Raw genomic sequence first — 16,541 nt, forward strand, 5'->3', positions numbered from 1 at the left:
GCCCCACCGGGGTGAACTTCGTCCGGATTGGTCCGTAATAAGCCTGTCGGAAGACCGGCGTACTCTAGGGATATCCCGACGCCGACGCATGGCTTCGGGCTGTTCGTCGTGCGCGAAGGGTGGCCCCTGTGAGCCTGTCCGGACTTCTTGACGCCGTAACCGACGACCGGGGGATCGCCGCGCTGCTGGAAGCGTCGGCGACCGCCGGCCGAACCTCCTTCGACCTGGCCGCGCCGCGCTCGGTCCGGCCGTTCGCGCTGGCCGCGCTGGCCCGCGCGCAGAGCTCGTCGGGCCGGCCGGTGCTGGCCGTCACCGCGACCGGCCGCGAGGCCGAGGACCTGGTCGCGGCGCTGCGCGGGCTGCTCGACCCGGACACGGTCGTGGACTTCCCGTCCTGGGAGACGCTGCCGCACGAGCGGCTGTCCCCGCGCAGCGACACCGTCGGCCGGCGGCTGGCCGTGCTGCGCCGCCTGGTCCACCCGGACGCCGCCACCGAGGGCGCCGGCCGGCTGCAGGTGGTCGTGGCGCCGATCCGCTCGGTGCTCCAGCCGCAGGTCAAGGGCCTGGCCGACCTGGTCCCGGTGGCCGCCCGGAGCGGCGAGGAGGTCGACCTGGACGAGCTGGTGAACCGGCTCGCCGCCGCCGCGTACACCCGGACGGACCTGGTCGACAAGCGCGGCGAGTTCGCGGTCCGGGGCGGCATCGTGGACGTCTTCCCGCCCACCGAGGAGCACCCGCTGCGGCTGGAGTTCTGGGGCGACCAGATCGAGGAGATCCGCTACTTCAAGGTCGCCGACCAGCGCTCGCTGGAGGTGGCCGAGCACGGGCTGTGGGCCCCGCCGTGCCGCGAGCTGCTGCTCACCGACGAGGTGCGCAAGCGGGCCGCGGCGCTGATGGAGGAGCACCCGGACCTGGCCGACATCCTCGGGAAGGTCTCCGAGGGCATCGGTGTGGAGGGCATGGAGGCGCTGGCGCCGGTGCTGGTCGACGAGATGGAGCTGTTGATCGACCTGCTGCCGGCCGGCTCGCCGATCGTGCTGTGCGACCCGGAGCGCGTGCGCACCCGCGCCTCCGACCTGGCCGCCACCTCGGCGGAGTTCCTGGACGCGTCCTGGGCCGCCACGGCCGGCGGCGGCAAGTCCCCGATCGACCTCGGCGCCGCCTCGCTGAAGGACCTGGCGTCCGTCCGCGAGCACGCCATCACCCTGGGCCTGCCGTGGTGGTCGCTGACGCCCTTCGCCCCGGACCTGGAGCTGCTGCCGGAGGAGGACGCCACCGAGGTCAGCCAGATCCACGACGCCGAGCAGTACGGCGGCGACACCGGCCGCGCGCTGGCCGACGTCAGGGCCCGGATCTCCGAGGGCTGGCGGGTGGTGCTGGTGACCCAGGGCCACGGCTCGGCCGAGCGCCTGGTCGAGGTGTTGAAGGGCGCGGACATCGGCGCCCGCTACGTCCCGGAGCTGGACGGCGTCCCGGAGCCGGCGCTGGCCACGGTCGCCACCTCGACCATCGAACACGGCTTCGTCGCCCCGGAGCAGCGGCTCTGGGTGATCACCGAGCAGGACGTCTCGGGTCAGCGGGTGACGACCAAGGACATGTCCCGCATGCCCTCGCGGCGCCGCAACGTCATCGACCCGCTGCAGCTCAAGGCCGGCGACCCGGTCGTGCACGAGCAGCACGGCGTGGGCCGCTACGTGGAGATGGCGCAGCGCACCGTCGCCGGCGCCACCCGCGAGTACCTGGTGATCGAGTACGCGGCGGCCAAGCGCGGCCAGCCCGGCGACCGGCTGTTCGTCCCCACCGACCAGCTGGACCAGGTGACCAAGTACGTCGGTGGCGAGGCCCCCTCGCTGCACCGGCTCGGCGGCGCGGACTGGCAGAAGGCGAAGTCCCGGGCCCGCAAGGCGGTCCGGGAGATCGCCGGGGACCTGGTGAAGCTGTACAGCGCGCGGATGGCCGCGCCGGGGCACGCGTTCGCCCCCGACACGCCGTGGCAGCGGGAGCTGGAGGACGCGTTCCCCTACGTGGAGACGCCCGACCAGCTGGCGTGCATCGACGAGGTGAAGACGGACATGGAGAAGCCGGTCCCGATGGACCGGCTGATCTGCGGCGACGTCGGCTACGGCAAGACCGAGATCGCGGTGCGCGCGGCGTTCAAGGCGGTGCAGGACGGCAAGCAGGTGGCGGTGCTGGTGCCGACCACGCTGCTGGTGCAGCAGCACTTCTCGACCTTCGCCGAGCGGTACTCGCAGTTCCCGGTGACGCTCAAGGCCCTGTCCCGGTTCCAGACCGACAAGGAGGCCGAGGAGGTGCTGCGCGGCGTCGCCGACGGCTCGGTCGACGTGGTCATCGGCACCCACCGGCTGCTGGCGAACTCGGTGCGGTTCAAGCGCCTGGGCCTGGTGATCGTGGACGAGGAGCAGCGCTTCGGCGTCGAGCACAAGGAGCAGCTGAAGCAGGCGCGGGCCAACGTGGACGTGCTCACCATGTCCGCCACCCCGATCCCGCGCACCCTGGAGATGGCGGTCACCGGCATCCGCGAGATGTCGACGATCCAGACCCCGCCGGAGGAGCGGCATCCGGTGCTGACCTTCGTCGGGCCGTACGAGGAGAAGCAGATCGGGGCCGCGATCCGCCGCGAACTGCTGCGCGAGGGGCAGGCGTTCTACATCCACAACCGGGTGGAGTCCATCGACCGCGCGGCCTCGCGGCTGCGCGCGCTGGTGCCCGAGGCGCGCATCGCGACCGCGCACGGCCAGATGAACGAGCACGTGCTGGAGAAGCTGATCGTCGACTTCTGGAACAAGGAGTACGACGTGCTGGTCTGCACGACGATCGTGGAGTCCGGCATCGACGTCACCAACGCCAACACGCTGATCGTGGAGCGCGCCGACAACTTCGGCCTGTCCCAGCTGCACCAGCTGCGCGGCCGGGTGGGACGCGGCCGCGAGCGCGCGTACTCGTACTTCACGTACCCGCCGGAGAAGCCGCTGACCGAGACCGCGCACGAACGCCTGGCGACCATCGCCCAGCACACCGACCTCGGCGCCGGCATGTACGTGGCGATGAAGGACCTGGAGATCCGCGGCGCCGGCAACCTGCTCGGCGGCGAGCAGTCCGGCCACATCGAGGGCGTCGGCTTCGACCTCTACATCCGCATGGTCGGCGAGGCGGTCGAGCAGTACCGGGCGCAGGCCGAGGGACGCGAGATCGAGGAGCAGGTGGAGATCCGCGTCGACCTCCCGGTCGACGCCCACCTCCCGCACGACTACATCCCCGGCGAACGCCTGCGCCTGGAGGCGTACAAGCGCATCGCCGGCGCCACGGGCCACGAGGACCTGGCCGAGGTCCGCCAGGAGCTCGTCGACCGCTACGGACGTTTTCCACAGCCTGTGGAAAACCTTCTCGCGGTGGCGGCGTTCCGCATCGACGCCCGCGCGGCGGGGCTCGCGGAAGTCGCGATCCAGGGCAACTTCGTGAAGTTCGGCCCGGTGAAGCTGCGTGAGTCGCAGGAGCTGCGGCTACTGCGGTTGTACCCGAAGACGCTGGTGAAGGCGGCGACGGACACGATGCTGGTGCCCAAGCCGATGACGGCGCGGGTCGGCGGGCAGCCGCTGCGCGACCAGGAGCTGCTGGGGTGGGCTCGGGACCTGATCGACGCGGTGCTGAAGATGTAGCAGCTGACTGTCAGTGGGCCCTGGTTAGCTATTTGCGAACCATTCGCAACTGCTAGTCCTTCGCAAACCAGGCCGGCGACAGGGGGCTCGGATGAGTGCGGCGTCAGCGCTGCCGAAGCAGATCAGGGCACTGCTCGTGGCGCGCGCGGTGAACCAGCTGGGCGGGTTCTCGCTGGCGTTCCTGACGGTGCTGCTGACGCGGAGCTTCGGCGCGAGCCTGACCGCCGCGGGCATCGTGTCGGCGGCGTTCGGCCTGGCGACGATCCCGAGCCGGCTCGCCGGCGGACGGCTGGCCGACCGTTGGGGCCGACGGCGGACCATCGTGGCCGGCCTGGTCGGCTGCGCGGTGGCGCAGCTGGGACTCGCGGCGGCGCCGGGCATGGTGGCCGCTACGGTGTGCGCGGTGCTGCTCGGCCTGGCCTTCGAGCTGTTCGAGCCGCCGAGCCAGGCGGCCATCGCCGACGCGGTGCCGCCGGCCGGCCGCGCCTCGGCCTTCGAACTGTTCGCCACGGCGCTGGCCGCCGGGAGCCTGGCCGCCGGGCTGATCGCCGACGTGGTCGGGCGGTGGAGTCTGCGCTGGCTGTTCGTGGTCGACGCCGGGACCGGGTTGGTCTGCGCGGTGATCGTGTGGCTGGCTTTGGCGCCGGATCACCTGCGGTCGACCGATCAGGCATCCGAGCCGGATCACGCCGCCGCGGCAGAAAGCGCGCCGCCTGCTGACCGGCCATCAGCAATCGCCGCCCCGCCAACCATCTCCCCCTGGCGCGACCGATCCCTCCTCCTCGTCACCCTCGCGGGCACCGTCTTCGCCCTCGTCTCCATGCTCATGCTCACCGGCCTCCCGCTCTCGCTCGCCGCCCTCGGCCTGAACCCCGCCGCCGCCGGCCTGATCATGGCCGCCTCCACCGCCACCCTCGTCCTCGCGCGTCCGGTGCTGCGCGACCGCCGGGTCGCGGGTCTGCCGCACGCCGCCACCTTCGTCCTCGGCTACGTCCTGATGGCCGCGGGTTTCGGCGGCTACGCCCTGGCGCACGCCCTGCCCACCCTCCTCGTGCCGACCGCGCTCTACAGCCTCGGCAATGTGCTCGTGATGGGGCGCTCGTTCGCCCTCGTCAGTGAGCTGGCTCCGGCTGCGGCCTCCGCTCGCTATCTCGCGGTCTACGGCAGCAGTTGGGGCGTCGCCACGTTGCTCGCTCCGCTTGTGGTGACCTGGTTGATCGGCGTCTCCGGGCCCGGTCTGCTGTGGGGTGCGAGTGCCGTGGTGTGCTCGGCGATGGCGGTCGGTCAGCCGTGGGTCGTGCGGCGGGTGCGGGGTGCGGTAAGGGATCTTGGTGTGATCCACTCCACAAAGGCCGTGGCGGAACGCTACGATGCGGTGTCGATCTGAGTTGATCCGCATCCGCTGATGAAGCTCTGTCTGTGTCGCCAGGAAGGTTCAGCGCCATGATCCACGCTCGCTCCGTCCGACTCGCCGCCGTCATCGTCCTCGGCGGGGCCGTAGCCCTCGCCACCTCCGCGTGCGGTGGTCCGATGCAGGCCGGGGCCGCGGCGGTGGTGCAGGGCCAGCGGACCACCGACGCCACCGTGCAGGACCAGGTCGCCTCGATCGTCTCGCTGGTGCAGCACAACAACCTGCAGCAGGGCGACATCACCGACGCCCAGCGCGCCTCGCTGGCCAAGGCCCAGATCAACCTGCTGGTGCAGCAGGCGGTGTGGCAGCGGGTCGCCGACGACCACGGCGTCACCGTGAGCGCGGCCGACGACGCCAAGGAGCACACCAGCCTGGTCCAGCAGGCCCGGACCTCGATCGAGCAGGCCCAGGCCTCGGCCGGCGGCGCGCCGTTCACCGGCAGCGACGACGAGGCGGTGGCGCTGGCCGACGCCGAGTCGCAGAGCTCCACGGGCCTGTCGCCCAGCACCGTGCCGATCTACACGCACATCCAGGCCCTGATCACCGCGGTCGTCAACGACACCGCCGGCAAGCTGCACGTGGACCCGAACGACCAGAACAGCCTGCCAGCCCTGCAGGCCGCGATCCTGCCGATGCTCTCCAAGGCCTCCACCGAGATCAACGTCAAGATCTCGCCGCGCTACGGCAGCTTCGACCCGGCCACCCGGCAGATCGTCGCGGCGCAGGCCTCGTGGATCCGGCCGACCGCGGCCCAGCTCGCGGCCGCGGCGGCCGCCCAGCAGCAGCAACAGCCGCAGCAGTAGACCAAGCCCCGGGCCGGTCCGCGCCGGCCCGGAGGCTCAGGCTCAGGACGCCGCGTACCGCTCGGCGATGGTGTGGAACACCTTCTTGGGCTCCCAGTTCAGCTCCGGGGAGTCCGGCCCGGTCATCTTCACCGTGCCGTACGCGGCCAGGTCCAGGTCCCGGCGCGGGTCCGTGGCGTGGTGCAGGGCCTGGAACGTCGCGAACGTGAACCAGAACGCCGAGTCGACCCCGGCCTCCTCGAAGACGTCGTAGAGCTCTGTGAAGTACGCCGTCTGCTCGTCCTCGCTGCGGAGGTAGTCGCCGGCGACGACCGGCGGCTCGACCGAGTGGTCGAGGATCGCCCACGCCATCCCGCCCCGGTCGCCGGACCCGACGTACGGCGTGCAGCCGAACTCGGTCGCCACCACCGGCTTGCCGTGCTTGAAGTGCTCGCGGATCTCCTCGGCGAACTTGTCCCGGTTCTCCGCCGAGCGGTAGGCGTCCACGGACACGAAGTCGAACGGCTGCCAGTCGATGAACTCCCACGGCCCGGCGGCGTACGTCACCTTCCCCCCGAAGTGCGAGCGCACCGTCGCGGCGGCCTCGGCCAGATAACCGTTGAACTCGCCCATGATCTCCCCGAGCCGGCTCCACAGCTCCATCCCGCCGCCGCCCAGCGTCGCGATGCGGGCATAGGAGTCGTCGCCGTCGAAGTAGCCGGGGCAGAACAGCGAGGTCTCGCAGCCCGCCACGAACACCACCTCGGTGCCGGCCGCGCGGATCTGCTCGGCCCGCTGCGCGCAGTCGGCCAGCAGCGCCAGCAGGTCCTCCCGCGACGCCTCGCACGGGAACGGCGCGAACCAGACCTCCAGTCCGGCGTCCGCCGCGGCCCGCGCCGCCGCCTCCAGCCGGTCCGGCAGCGCCCCGGAGATCCGGACCGCCGTGCAGTGCAGGTCGTCGGCGATGACGCGCAGTTCGCGCCGCGCCGTCTCCGGGTCGAAGTCCGGCCGCGAGTCCTTGCCGCCGGGGAAGAATCCGGTGTCGTAGTTGATGCCCTTGCCGCGCATAGCGCCGTCCCCTCCCATGTGCCGCGTCCGCGCGGATGCGCAAGACGCGATATAACGTATCAGCGGGCTTCGTTGACGGCGGCGCTGTCGCGCGCCTCGGTGTGTGCCCCCGCGTGCGCCTCGACGTGCGCCTCGATCAGCTTCTCCAGGGGCTCGACGGCGGCCCCGCCGGTGACGCAGGCCCCGGCGATCGCGACGATCAGGATCACGGTGCCGAGCCAGGCCATCGTGGACACCGGCAGCGCGAACGCCCCGACCAGCCGGGCCACACACTCGGCCAGCAGCCACGCGCCCCAGATGACGCTGAACAGGTTCTCCTTGGCGCGGAACTTGGTGCTCTCCGCCCGAAGCGCGTCCCACGCAGCGGTCCGCGCCGCGTCCCCCTTGGTGACGAACGGCTTCAGCCCGGCGGTCATCATCGGCTTGCCGCCGCGCACCGACCACAGGATCCCCAGCGCGATCGTGCTGCTCACCGCGGAGTCCTTGGCGAGCATCAGCCGGGCGTTCCCGGAGACGAAGGTCAGCGCGATGGCGACGACGTTCACCGTCAGCATCAGCAGCGCCAGCGCGTTAGCCTCGCGCTTGACCACCGCGGCGAAGATCGAGCGCGCCGCCGGCAGCACGCTGGACAGGCCGAGCGCGGCGGCGGTGCCGAGGCCGAACGCGGAGTGCAGGACGTAGTAGCCGCCGAGCGGGACCGCGATGTCGATGGCCAGCGGCGCCAGGGCCTGCTTGAGCGGATGGGCCTGCTCGGCGCTGGTCATGGCGGCGGTGCTCCCCGTGGATGCGGCGGTGGATATGGCGGTCGTGGCCGGCGTGGTCGGCGTGGCGGCGGCGGTCGCTGTGACAGTGCTCGCTGTGCCGGTGCTCGCTGTCGCGATGGTCATCGCGGGTCCTCTCCCCGAACGGACTGCTTAGGTCTGACCCAACTTTAGGCTGGACCTATTCGTTAGGTCAAGCCTAAGATGGAGGTATGGAGAAGCAGGGACTGCGTGAGCGCAAGAAGCAGCAGACGCGCGAGGAGATCGCCAACGTCGCGACGGCGATGTTCGCCGACCGCGGCTTCGAGAACGTGACCATCGCCGAGGTCGCCCGGGCCGTGGGCGTGGCGAAGATGACCGTCACAAACCACTTCCCGCTCAAGGAAGACCTCGTCTTCGACCGCGCGGAGCGCATCATCCGCGAACTCCCCACCACGCTGGTCACCCGTCCCGAGGGCGAATCCGTCCTCGCCGCGGCCCGGCGCGACTACGCCCAGCGCCTGGCCGCGCACGACCCGACGCTCGGGCACCTCGGGGTCCGCTTCGCGCGCATGGTCCTGGACAGCCCGGCGCTCTCCGCCCGGGAGCGGCAGATCCAGGTCGAGGCGGAGCAGGTGCTGGCCGACGAACTCGTGGCGCTCGTCGAGCCCGGCGAAGAACTCACGGCGCGCGTGGTGGCCGCACAGATCTCCGGCGTCTACCGGATCCTGTACTTCACGGCCCGGAAGCTGTTGCTGGACGGCTTGGAGGGCCTGGAGATGGTCGAAACACTCGGCGCCGCCGCGCAGCGCGCCTTCGCCCTCCTCGAGACCGATCTCAGCGGCTTCGACCCGCGGCCCCGCCTACGATCTACTCCATGACCGAAGCCCCGCCGCCGGCCGGCCGCATCGTCTTCCTCGCCACCTCCCCGCGCGTCGCGCTCGGCCTGCTGTCCTGGCCGGCGTGGGAGGTGCTGCGCGAGGCGGACGTGGTCTTCGCCGGCGACGCCGACCACCCGCACATCCCGTACGTGGAACAGGCCACCGGCGCCGTGGTGGCACTCCCGGACCACAGCCCGGCGATGGCCGCCGAACGCCTGCTGGAGGCCGCCACACCGGCCCGCACGGTCGTCTGGCTCGCCGAGGACGAGGAGTTCGACGAGGAGATGGCGGTGGCGCTCGGGAACCGTCTGGTGCAGGCGCCGTCCGCCGCGCTGCCCGATCTCGAGGTCCTGCCCGGCTCCTACGACCTGCCCGGCGCGCATCTGCTCGACCTCGTGGACGTCATGAACCGGCTGCGCTCCCCGGGCGGCTGCCCCTGGGACGCCGAACAGACCCACGCCTCGCTCAAGAAGTACCTCCTGGAAGAGGCCTACGAGACCGTCGAGACGATCGAGGACGGCGACCCCCTGACGCCGGGCCCCGGCCGTGACGCGCTGCGCGAGGAACTCGGCGACGTCCTGCTGCAGGTGGTGTTCCACTCGAGGATCGCCGAGGAACACGAGGCGGATCCGTTCTCGGTCGACGACGTCGCCGACGGCATCGTCGCCAAGATGATCCGCCGCCACCCCCACGTCTTCGGCGACGCCGAGGTCTCCGGCGCCGAGGAGGTCGCGGCGAACTGGGAGCGGAACAAGGCCGAGGAGAAGCAGCGCGACTCGGTGACCGAGGGTGTTCCGATGTCCCAGCCGGCGCTGGCGCTCGCCGCGAAGCTGGCCGGCCGGGTCCGCAAATCCGGCCTCGCGGTCCCGGTCGGCGCCCCGCCGGAGCTCCCGGAAACCGCCGACGAACTGGGCGAACTGCTGTTGGCGACGGCGGTCGAGGCGGTTTCGGCGGGCTGGGATCCGGAAGAAGCTCTGCGTACGGCTGCGCGAAGGTACCGTGACCGCATCATTACGGCCGAGGCGGAGCTAGCCAGGGGGTAGGGGTGCCGGGTTAGTCTGAACGTGGTAGGCGAAGCGGACCGGCCGACTTCTCCTCATGACCGGTAGCTAACAGGGAGAAGAGAATCCACCATGTTCGGTGAACTCCAGCCGTGGCACGTGATTGTGCTGCTCGTAATTCTGTTCCTGCTGTTCGGGGCGAAGAAGATGCCGGACATGGCCCGCTCGGTCGGCCAGTCGCTGCGGATCTTCAAGTCCGAGATGCGGCAGAGCCAGAAGGAGACCGAGGAGGTTGCCAAGCAGGCCAGCGAGGCCGCGCGCGTCACGCCCGCGGTCGAGAACGTCGGCAGCCCGTCCTCCGTCGCCGACGAGACTCACAAGCAGGCCAACGCCAGCTGAGCGGTCCGCAGCGCGCCGCCTGAAAGACCTGGGGCCTCCCGCGGTACGCGAGAGGCCCTTCAGTGCTGCCTGCTTCCGGTAGCGCGCCCCGAGTCGGTCGAATCGGTCGAGTCGGTCGCGCGGGATCACTGCCCCGGCAGGGTGTTCTGGAACGCGCCGTGCGCGGCGGACGTCAGCCAGTCCTTCTGGCTGTTGTCGTTGCGCAGGTCGGCGTAGACCGCCGTGGTGATCAGCACGTAACGGTGGAAGCTGCCGAACTTGCCCTCGCGGGTGAAGGTCCCGCCCTTGGCGAGCTTCGTGCAGGTGTCGGCGCCGGGCTGGCCGGCCGGCGGGCACCACTGCGCGTAGTCGCCGGTGTGCGTGGCGCTCAGCTTCTTGTAGATCGCCGCGGCCGTGGCGGCGTCCGGGTACGGGATCACCATCGCGCTGACGACGATCCGGTTGTTGGCCGGGTCGATCCAGGACGCGGCCATGAAGTCCGTGCAGTCCACGGAGCGCACGATGGTCGCCACCACCGCGTCGCCGATCTTGGCGCACGGCTGCGGCTGGGCGAACTTGAGCGCGTAGGTCACGTTCTTGTCGTCGGTGAACGACTTGGCCACCAGCGCGTCCGCGGTGAACGGGGTCTTGTCGGTGGCCGCGCTGTCCAGGCTCGCGCCGCCGGCCGGCGAGGAGGCCGAGGCCGGCGGGGCCGCCGAGCCGGTGTAGCTGTTGTCCGGGAACGACGAGGAGCCCGTCGTCGCGGGAGTCGTCGGGGTCGACGCGGTGGTGTCCACCGCGGTCGGGGTGGTCTGCGCCTTGGGGGTGCTCTTGCCGCCCTTGGTCATCAGGTAGATGCCGCCGGCGCCGCCGACGAGCAGGATTACCCCGAGGACGATCGCGACGACCCGGACAGCGGGGTTCTTCTTCGGCGGCGGCGCGTCGCCCGGGAACGGCACGCCGGGCAGCTGCGGCGGCGTGAACTGCGGGGGCGGCGGCTGCATCGTGAACTGCGGATACTGGCCGGGACCCGGCTGCGGCACCTGCTGCGGCGGCGGGCCCTGCTGCGGCATCGGCTGCTGCGGCGGCGGCACGTAAGGACCCTGGTTCCAGCCACCGCCCTGCTGGGGCTGCTGCGGCGCTTGCTGCGGCTGCTCCGGCGGCTGAGGCTGGGATCCCCAGCCCGGCTGGATCTGGGTCTCCCAAGGCGGCTGAGAAGACATGGTCACAGCATATGCAGTACTGATGACAGACGTGCAGACTCTGCGCCGATCTCAAAAGTGAACGGTCCTCTATCGTCGGAGAATGGCAGATACCCCTGACGCACGCTTCGAGGCACTGGCCGCCGACATCCTGGACGGGCTGTGCCGCCGGAATCCGGACTGGGCCGGAAGCCTAGGCCTGCACGAGTACGACGCGGAGTTGCCCGACCGGTCCGCCGGCGGGCTGGCGGCCGAGTCGGCGTGGCTGGCCGGCCGGGCCGCGGACCTGGCTGAGCTGGTCGAGCAGGTCGAGCGGGACGGATCCGGGCTGTCGGCGGCGAACCGGGTGGACGCCGCGATCCTGGCCAATCACGTGGCGGCGCAACGGTTTCTGATCGACGAGCTGCGCGAGGACGAGTGGAAGCCGGCCGCGGCCAACCCCGGCGTCGCGTTGTACACGCTGCTCGCGCGCGACTACGCGCCGGCGGCGCAGCGGCTGGCGGCTTTCGCGAGCCGGCTGGAGCAGGTGGCCTCGACGCTCGCCGACAACCGTTCTCTGCTCGCGGGCAAGCAGTTGTCGCGGATCCACGTGGAGCTGGCGATCGGGCAGTTCCAGGGCACCGTCGATCTGATCGGCGGCGAGCTGGACGCGGCGATCGAGGCGGCCTCGGGGGACGTTTCCGAGGCGCGGGCGGCGATCGACGCCGTGCGGCCGGCCGCGTTGGCGGCGCTCGGGGAGCACATCGCGTGGCTGAAGGAACGGCTGGCGGCCGGCGATGCCGGGAAGGAAGAGTTCCGCGATCCGCGCATCGGCGCCGAACTGTTCGCCCGCAAGCTGTCGCTGAGCCTCGACGCGGAGTCGGACGCGGCCGCGATCCTGGCCCGGGCCGAGGCCGATCTCGACCGGGTCTCCGCGGAGATCGTCGAGGCCGCGGCGGACTATGAGGGCGTCGCAGCGCCCTCAGACGACGCCGAACGCTCGGCGTTGGTGCGGCGCGTGCTGAACCGCCTCGCCGAAGCCGCGCCGGACAACGAGACCATCCTCGAATACAGCCGGCAGGCGCTGCTGAAGCAGTTCGACTTCGTACGGGAGCACGAGCTGGTCACCGTGTATTCGGACCCTTATGAAGTCGCCGCGATGCCGGAAGTGCAGCGCGGCGTGGCGGTGGCCTACTGCGATCCGCCCGGGCCGCTGGAGCAGGCGGACGTGCAGACGATCCTGGCGATCTCGCCGACGCCCGCGGACTGGACGCAGGAGCGCGTCGACTCGTTCTTCCGCGAGTACAACCTGCACATGCTGCACAACCTGATGGTCCACGAGGCCATGCCGGGGCACCTGTTGCAGCTGCAGCACTCGCGGCGCCAGCAGGCGCCGACCCCGGTGCGCGCGGCGCTGTGGTCCGGGTCGTTCGTCGAGGGCTGGGCCGTCTACGCCGAAGAACTGATGGCGCGTCACGGCTATCCCGGCGACGGCGATCCGCGCGCGGTGCGGATGCAGCAGCTGAAGATGCAGCTGCGGATGATCATCAACACGATCCTCGACGGCCGCGTCCACTGCCACGGCATGACCGAGGACGAGGCCATGAAGCTGATGACGGAGCGCGGGTTCCAGGAGGACGGCGAGGCCGCGGGCAAGTGGCGCCGGGCCCTGCTGACCAGCTCGCAGCTGTCCACCTACTACGTGGGCTACGTCGAGGTCTCCGACCTGGTCCGCGATCTGCGCGCGGAGCATCCAGAATGGTCGGAGCGGGAGCTGCACGACGCGGTGCTGGGGCACGGCTCGCCCGCCGCGAGGTATCTCAGGGAGCTGATCGCGGCGTAGCCGGCTGGCTTCCCCCGGGATCCGTCCTAGACGTTCAGGTAGCGGAGGACCGCCATCACCCGGCGGTGGTCCTCCGCCGCCGGGGTGAGGTCGAGCTTGGTGAAGATGCTCGAGGTGTGCTTCTCCACGGCCTTCTCGGTGACGAACAGCCCGGCCGCGATCGCCGAGTTGGAACGGCCCTCGGCCATCAGCCCCAGCACCTCGCGCTCGCGCGGCGTGAGCGTCTCCAGCGGGTCGTTCTTCTTGCGGCGGCCGAGGAGCTGCGCCACGACCTCCGGGTCCAGGGCCGTGCCGCCGGCCGCGACGCGCTTGAGGGCGTCCACGAACTCCTCGACCTCGGCCACGCGTTCCTTCAGGAGGTAGCCGAGACCGTTGGCGCTGCTGGAGAACAGCTCCTGGGCGTAGGCGGCCTCGACGGCCTGGCTGAAGACCAGCACGGCCATGTCGGGGTACTTGGCCCGGACCTCCACCGCCGCGCGCAGGCCCTCGTCGGTGAAGCTCGGGGGCATGCGGACGTCGGCGACGATCACGTCCGGCTTCAGGGCGTCGGCGGCCTCGACCATGCCCTTGCCGTCGTCGACCTTGGCCACGACGTCGAACCCCGAATCCGCGAGGAGCCTGGCCAGGCCCTCGCGGAGCAGGACCGCGTCTTCGGCGATCAGGACGCGGATGGCTTCGGGCATGGCATCTCCATGATGATCTGTGTCGGTCCGCCGATCGGGCTGCTCACCGACAGGATGCCATCAAGAGGCGCGATGCGGTCGGACAGACCGGCCAGCCCGCCGCCGGGCTGGGCCTCGGCGCCGCCGACGCCGTTGTCGCCGATGCTCATCCGGAGGCGGCCGTCGCGCACGTCCAGGTCGATCCAGGCGCGGGTGGCGTGGGCGTGCTTGGCCATGTTGGCCAGGGCCTCGGAGGCGACGAAGTAGGCCGCGGACTCCACTTCCGGGCTGGGGCGCCACGGCAGGGCGGCGTCCACCTCGACCGGGATCGGGGAGCGGCCGGCCAGCGCGGACAGCGCCGCGTCCAGGCCGCGGTCGGTCAGCACCGCGGGGTGGATGCCGCGGGCCAGGTCGCGCAGTTCGCTCAGGGCCAGCTTCACGCCTTCGTGCGCCTCGGCGACGAGCTGCGCGGCGGCCGCGGAGTCGGCCTCGTCGCCGGTCTTCAGCTTCGACTTGGCGCGGCCCAGGTCCATCGCCAGGGCGACCAGGCGCTGCTGGGCGCCGTCGTGCAGATCGCGCTCGATGCGGCGGCGCTCGGCCTCGGCGGCGCTGACGGCCTGGCTGCGGGTGGTGCGCAGGGCCGCCTCCCGGCGGTCCAGCTCGGGGCGGCTCAGGCCGAGCAGCGCGCGGCCCAGACCGGTCTGCGTGCGGGTCCCGAGCTCCAGCAGGGTCGGGCCGACGAACCAGGCGAAGACCACCGCGATGGCGGCGAAGGTGACGACGGCCGGCAGGGTGCTGATGTAGTACTCGCTGCCGTTGACGTGCATCAGCGGGATGCGGTGGTGCGGCAGGGCGGTGTACCAGAAGGGCAGGGACAGGCCGCCGAGGATCATCGTCCAGGTGGTCACGACGACGGTGAACCAGCCGGCGCCGAGCGTCGCCGAGACCAGCAGGTGGACCAGGTCGCGCCAGGTCGCCGGGTCCGAGACGTGGCCCAGCAGCCGCTGCAGCACGTTGCCGGTCGGGCCGGGCTCCCGGTACGGCGTCGGCACGTGCTCGCCGGTGAGGTTCAGGATCCGCTGCCGCTCCTTGCGGCTGGCCCGGCGCAGGCCCGCCACCGCGGCCAGCAGCAGCGGCAGGCCGATGAAGACCAGGACCAGCGGGCCGCCGACGGTCAGCGCCACGGTCATCCACAGCACCTGGAAGAAGGCGACGCCGAACGAGCCGAGCAGGTAGCCCTGCTGGCGCAGGGCGCGCCCGGTGAACGGGCCTTTCAGCAGTTCCCCGGGGCCGAGTAGCGGCGCGGGGTCGTCATCGCGTCGGCTGGCGACCTGGGCTCCCACAGTCGTGATCATAGGTCCAGCATCGGGGAACCGGTCCGGGATTCCGATGGGGGTGACCCTACTGTCGGGCGGATGGTGGCCCGAGTGAATGCCGGCTTCAGCACGTCTGTGCGGTACGCGCGCCGCGAGCACGTCTGTTGGGTACCAGCCAGGGGAAAATCCAGCGAACGCTGGGTGCCGTGTGGGCTCCGTCTCACTCCTTGACCCTGCGGAGCAAGGACCTCTGCCTGCCGAGGGATAGGCTCTGGAGGCGAAACCATCAGAGCTGAAGGAGAGATGCGACGTGGCGTCCATCGAAGCCATCAACGCGCGGGAGATCCTGGACTCGCGCGGCAACCCGACCGTCGAGGTCGAGGTGCTTCTCGAAGACGGCAGCTTCGCCCGCGCGGCGGTCCCCTCGGGTGCCTCCACCGGCGCGTTCGAGGCCGTCGAGCTGCGCGACGGCGACCCGGCCCGCTACGGCGGCAAGGGCGTCGAGCGGGCCGTGCAGGGAGTGCTGGACGAGATCTACCCCGCCGTGGTCGGCGAGGACGCCTCCGACCAGCGGCTGATCGACCAGGCCATGATCGACCTGGACGCCACGCCGAACAAGGCCCGCCTGGGCGCCAACGCGATCCTCGGCGTCTCGCTGGCGGTCGCCAAGGCCGCCGCGGAGTCTGCCGAGCTGCCGCTGTTCCGCTACCTCGGCGGTCCGAACGCGCACACGCTGCCGGTGCCGATGATGAACATCCTCAACGGCGGCGCGCACGCGGACTCCAACGTGGACATCCAGGAGTTCATGATCGCGCCGATCGGCGCGGGCAGCTTCCGCGAGGCGCTGCGCTGGGGCGCGGAGGTCTACCACGCGCTGAAGTCGGTGCTGAAGGAGCAGGGTCTGGCCACGGGCCTGGGCGACGAGGGCGGCTTCGCGCCGAACCTGCCGTCCAACCGCGACGCGCTGGACCTGATCAAGGTGGCGATCGAGAAGGCCGGCTACGTCCCCGGCCGGGACATCGCGCTGGCGCTGGACGTCGCGGCGTCGGAGTTCTACAAGGACGGTGCCTACCAGTTCGAGGGCAAGACCCGCACCGCCACGGAGATGACCGAGTACTACGCCGAGCTGGTCGACGCCTACCCGCTGGTGTCCATCGAGGACCCGCTGTTCGAGGACGACTGGGAGGGCTGGAAGATCCTCACCGACCGCCTGGGCGCCAAGGTCCAGATCGTCGGCGACGACCTGTTCGTCACCAACCCCGAGCGGCTGGCCCGCGGCATCGCCGGCGGCCAGGCCAACGCGCTGCTGGTGAAGGTGAACCAGATCGGCACCCTGACCGAGACCTTCGACGCCGTGCAGCTGGCGCACCGCAACGGCTACCGCTGCATGATGTCGCACCGCTCCGGCGAGACCGAGGACACCACGATCGCCGACCTGGCCGTCGCGGTGGACTGCGGCCAGATCAAGACCGGCGCCCCGGCCCGCTCGGACCGCGTCGCCAAGTACAACCAGCTGCTGCGCATCGAGGAGGAGCTGGACGACGCCGCGCGCTACGCGGGCCGCTCGGCCTTCCCGCGGTTCACGCACGAGGGCTGACAGG

The 16,541-nt window shown here is 71.2% G+C and carries 13 protein-coding genes; 8 read left to right on the forward strand and 5 right to left on the reverse strand.

Going from position 1 to position 16,541, the window contains the following annotated elements; all coding sequences use genetic code 11:
• Positions 1–128 precede the first annotated feature (128 nt).
• The 3 genes from mfd to ABH920_RS02395 all read left to right on the forward strand — a co-directional run bounded on the left by mfd (position 129) and on the right by ABH920_RS02395 (position 5,891).
• Positions 129–3,677 (forward strand): transcription-repair coupling factor, encoded by a 3,549-nt coding sequence (gene mfd / locus ABH920_RS02385; RefSeq protein ID WP_370346228.1) that lies wholly within the window; start codon positions 129–131, stop codon positions 3,675–3,677.
• Positions 3,678–3,768: 91 nt separating this feature from the next.
• The gene (locus tag ABH920_RS02390; RefSeq protein WP_370346230.1) at positions 3,769–5,064 is read left to right on the forward strand and encodes an MFS transporter; all 1,296 of its coding nucleotides are present in this window, start codon (positions 3,769–3,771) and stop codon (positions 5,062–5,064) included.
• 56 nt (positions 5,065–5,120) lie between these two features.
• On the forward strand, positions 5,121–5,891 hold the full coding sequence (locus tag ABH920_RS02395; protein WP_370346232.1) for a hypothetical protein: 771 nt from the start codon (positions 5,121–5,123) through the stop codon (positions 5,889–5,891).
• 42 nt (positions 5,892–5,933) lie between these two features.
• Here ABH920_RS02395 and ABH920_RS02400 read toward each other — a convergent pair whose 3' ends face one another.
• On the reverse strand, positions 5,934–6,956 hold the full coding sequence (locus tag ABH920_RS02400) for a hypothetical protein (RefSeq protein ID WP_370346234.1): 1,023 nt from the start codon (positions 6,954–6,956) through the stop codon (positions 5,934–5,936).
• Positions 6,957–6,997: 41 nt separating this feature from the next.
• Positions 6,998–7,825 carry a VC0807 family protein gene (locus ABH920_RS02405; RefSeq protein ID WP_370346236.1) on the reverse strand — a complete coding sequence of 276 codons (828 nt, stop codon included), beginning with the start codon at positions 7,823–7,825 and terminating at the stop codon, positions 6,998–7,000.
• Between the two features lie 86 nt (positions 7,826–7,911).
• Here ABH920_RS02405 and ABH920_RS02410 point away from each other — a divergent pair, with 86 nt between their 5' ends.
• The 3 genes from ABH920_RS02410 to tatA all read left to right on the forward strand — a co-directional run bounded on the left by ABH920_RS02410 (position 7,912) and on the right by tatA (position 9,959).
• Positions 7,912–8,559 (forward strand): TetR/AcrR family transcriptional regulator, encoded by a 648-nt coding sequence (locus ABH920_RS02410; protein ID WP_370346238.1) that lies wholly within the window; start codon positions 7,912–7,914, stop codon positions 8,557–8,559.
• Complete coding sequence (locus tag ABH920_RS02415) at positions 8,556–9,602, forward strand: nucleoside triphosphate pyrophosphohydrolase (protein ID WP_370346240.1); 1,047 nt, start codon at positions 8,556–8,558, stop codon at positions 9,600–9,602. The genes ABH920_RS02410 and ABH920_RS02415 overlap by 4 nt, the downstream gene beginning before the upstream one ends.
• Before the next feature lie 90 nt (positions 9,603–9,692).
• A complete protein-coding gene (gene tatA, locus ABH920_RS02420; RefSeq protein ID WP_370346242.1) occupies positions 9,693–9,959 on the forward strand; it encodes a Sec-independent protein translocase subunit TatA in 267 nt (88 codons plus the stop codon).
• Between the two features lie 125 nt (positions 9,960–10,084).
• Here the strand turns inward: tatA and ABH920_RS02425 are convergent, their stop codons facing one another.
• Positions 10,085–11,161, reverse strand: a complete 1,077-nt coding sequence (locus ABH920_RS02425; RefSeq protein WP_370346244.1) for a hypothetical protein — start codon at positions 11,159–11,161, stop codon at positions 10,085–10,087.
• Between the two features lie 82 nt (positions 11,162–11,243).
• Between ABH920_RS02425 and ABH920_RS02430 the strand changes: the two genes are divergently transcribed.
• The gene (locus ABH920_RS02430; protein ID WP_370346246.1) at positions 11,244–12,962 is read left to right on the forward strand and encodes a DUF885 domain-containing protein; all 1,719 of its coding nucleotides are present in this window, start codon (positions 11,244–11,246) and stop codon (positions 12,960–12,962) included.
• Between the two features lie 26 nt (positions 12,963–12,988).
• On the opposite strand, the gene ABH920_RS02435 is transcribed toward ABH920_RS02430, so the two are convergent.
• Both ABH920_RS02435 and ABH920_RS02440 read right to left on the reverse strand, forming a co-directional pair.
• Entirely contained in the window at positions 12,989–13,645 is a 657-nt protein-coding gene (locus tag ABH920_RS02435) for a response regulator (protein WP_370346248.1), read from the reverse strand.
• Entirely contained in the window at positions 13,621–14,979 is a 1,359-nt protein-coding gene (locus ABH920_RS02440) for a sensor histidine kinase (protein WP_370346250.1), read from the reverse strand. Before ABH920_RS02440 ends, ABH920_RS02435 begins: the two co-directional genes overlap by 25 nt.
• Positions 14,980–15,250: 271 nt before the next feature.
• On the opposite strand from ABH920_RS02440, the gene eno reads away from it, so the two are divergent.
• Positions 15,251–16,537 carry a phosphopyruvate hydratase gene (gene eno, locus ABH920_RS02445; protein WP_370346252.1) on the forward strand — a complete coding sequence of 429 codons (1,287 nt, stop codon included), beginning with the start codon at positions 15,251–15,253 and terminating at the stop codon, positions 16,535–16,537.
• Positions 16,538–16,541: the final 4 nt, after the last annotated feature.

The organism is Catenulispora sp. EB89 (assembly GCF_041261445.1).
Classification (GTDB): domain Bacteria; phylum Actinomycetota; class Actinomycetes; order Streptomycetales; family Catenulisporaceae; genus Catenulispora.

Coding starts and splice junctions, on each gene's coding strand:
- ABH920_RS02405 (WP_370346236.1), bottom strand. CDS start 7,825: ATGACCATCGCGACAGCGAGCACCGGCACAGCGAGCACTGTCACAGCG.
- ABH920_RS02410 (WP_370346238.1), top strand. CDS start 7,912: ATGGAGAAGCAGGGACTGCGTGAGCGCAAGAAGCAGCAGACGCGCGAG.
- ABH920_RS02395 (WP_370346232.1), top strand. CDS start 5,121: ATGATCCACGCTCGCTCCGTCCGACTCGCCGCCGTCATCGTCCTCGGC.
- tatA (WP_370346242.1), top strand. CDS start 9,693: ATGTTCGGTGAACTCCAGCCGTGGCACGTGATTGTGCTGCTCGTAATT.
- ABH920_RS02400 (WP_370346234.1), bottom strand. CDS start 6,956: ATGGGAGGGGACGGCGCTATGCGCGGCAAGGGCATCAACTACGACACC.
- ABH920_RS02430 (WP_370346246.1), top strand. CDS start 11,244: ATGGCAGATACCCCTGACGCACGCTTCGAGGCACTGGCCGCCGACATC.
- ABH920_RS02390 (WP_370346230.1), top strand. CDS start 3,769: ATGAGTGCGGCGTCAGCGCTGCCGAAGCAGATCAGGGCACTGCTCGTG.
- ABH920_RS02440 (WP_370346250.1), bottom strand. CDS start 14,979: ATGATCACGACTGTGGGAGCCCAGGTCGCCAGCCGACGCGATGACGAC.
- ABH920_RS02415 (WP_370346240.1), top strand. CDS start 8,556: ATGACCGAAGCCCCGCCGCCGGCCGGCCGCATCGTCTTCCTCGCCACC.
- ABH920_RS02435 (WP_370346248.1), bottom strand. CDS start 13,645: ATGCCCGAAGCCATCCGCGTCCTGATCGCCGAAGACGCGGTCCTGCTC.
- ABH920_RS02425 (WP_370346244.1), bottom strand. CDS start 11,161: ATGTCTTCTCAGCCGCCTTGGGAGACCCAGATCCAGCCGGGCTGGGGA.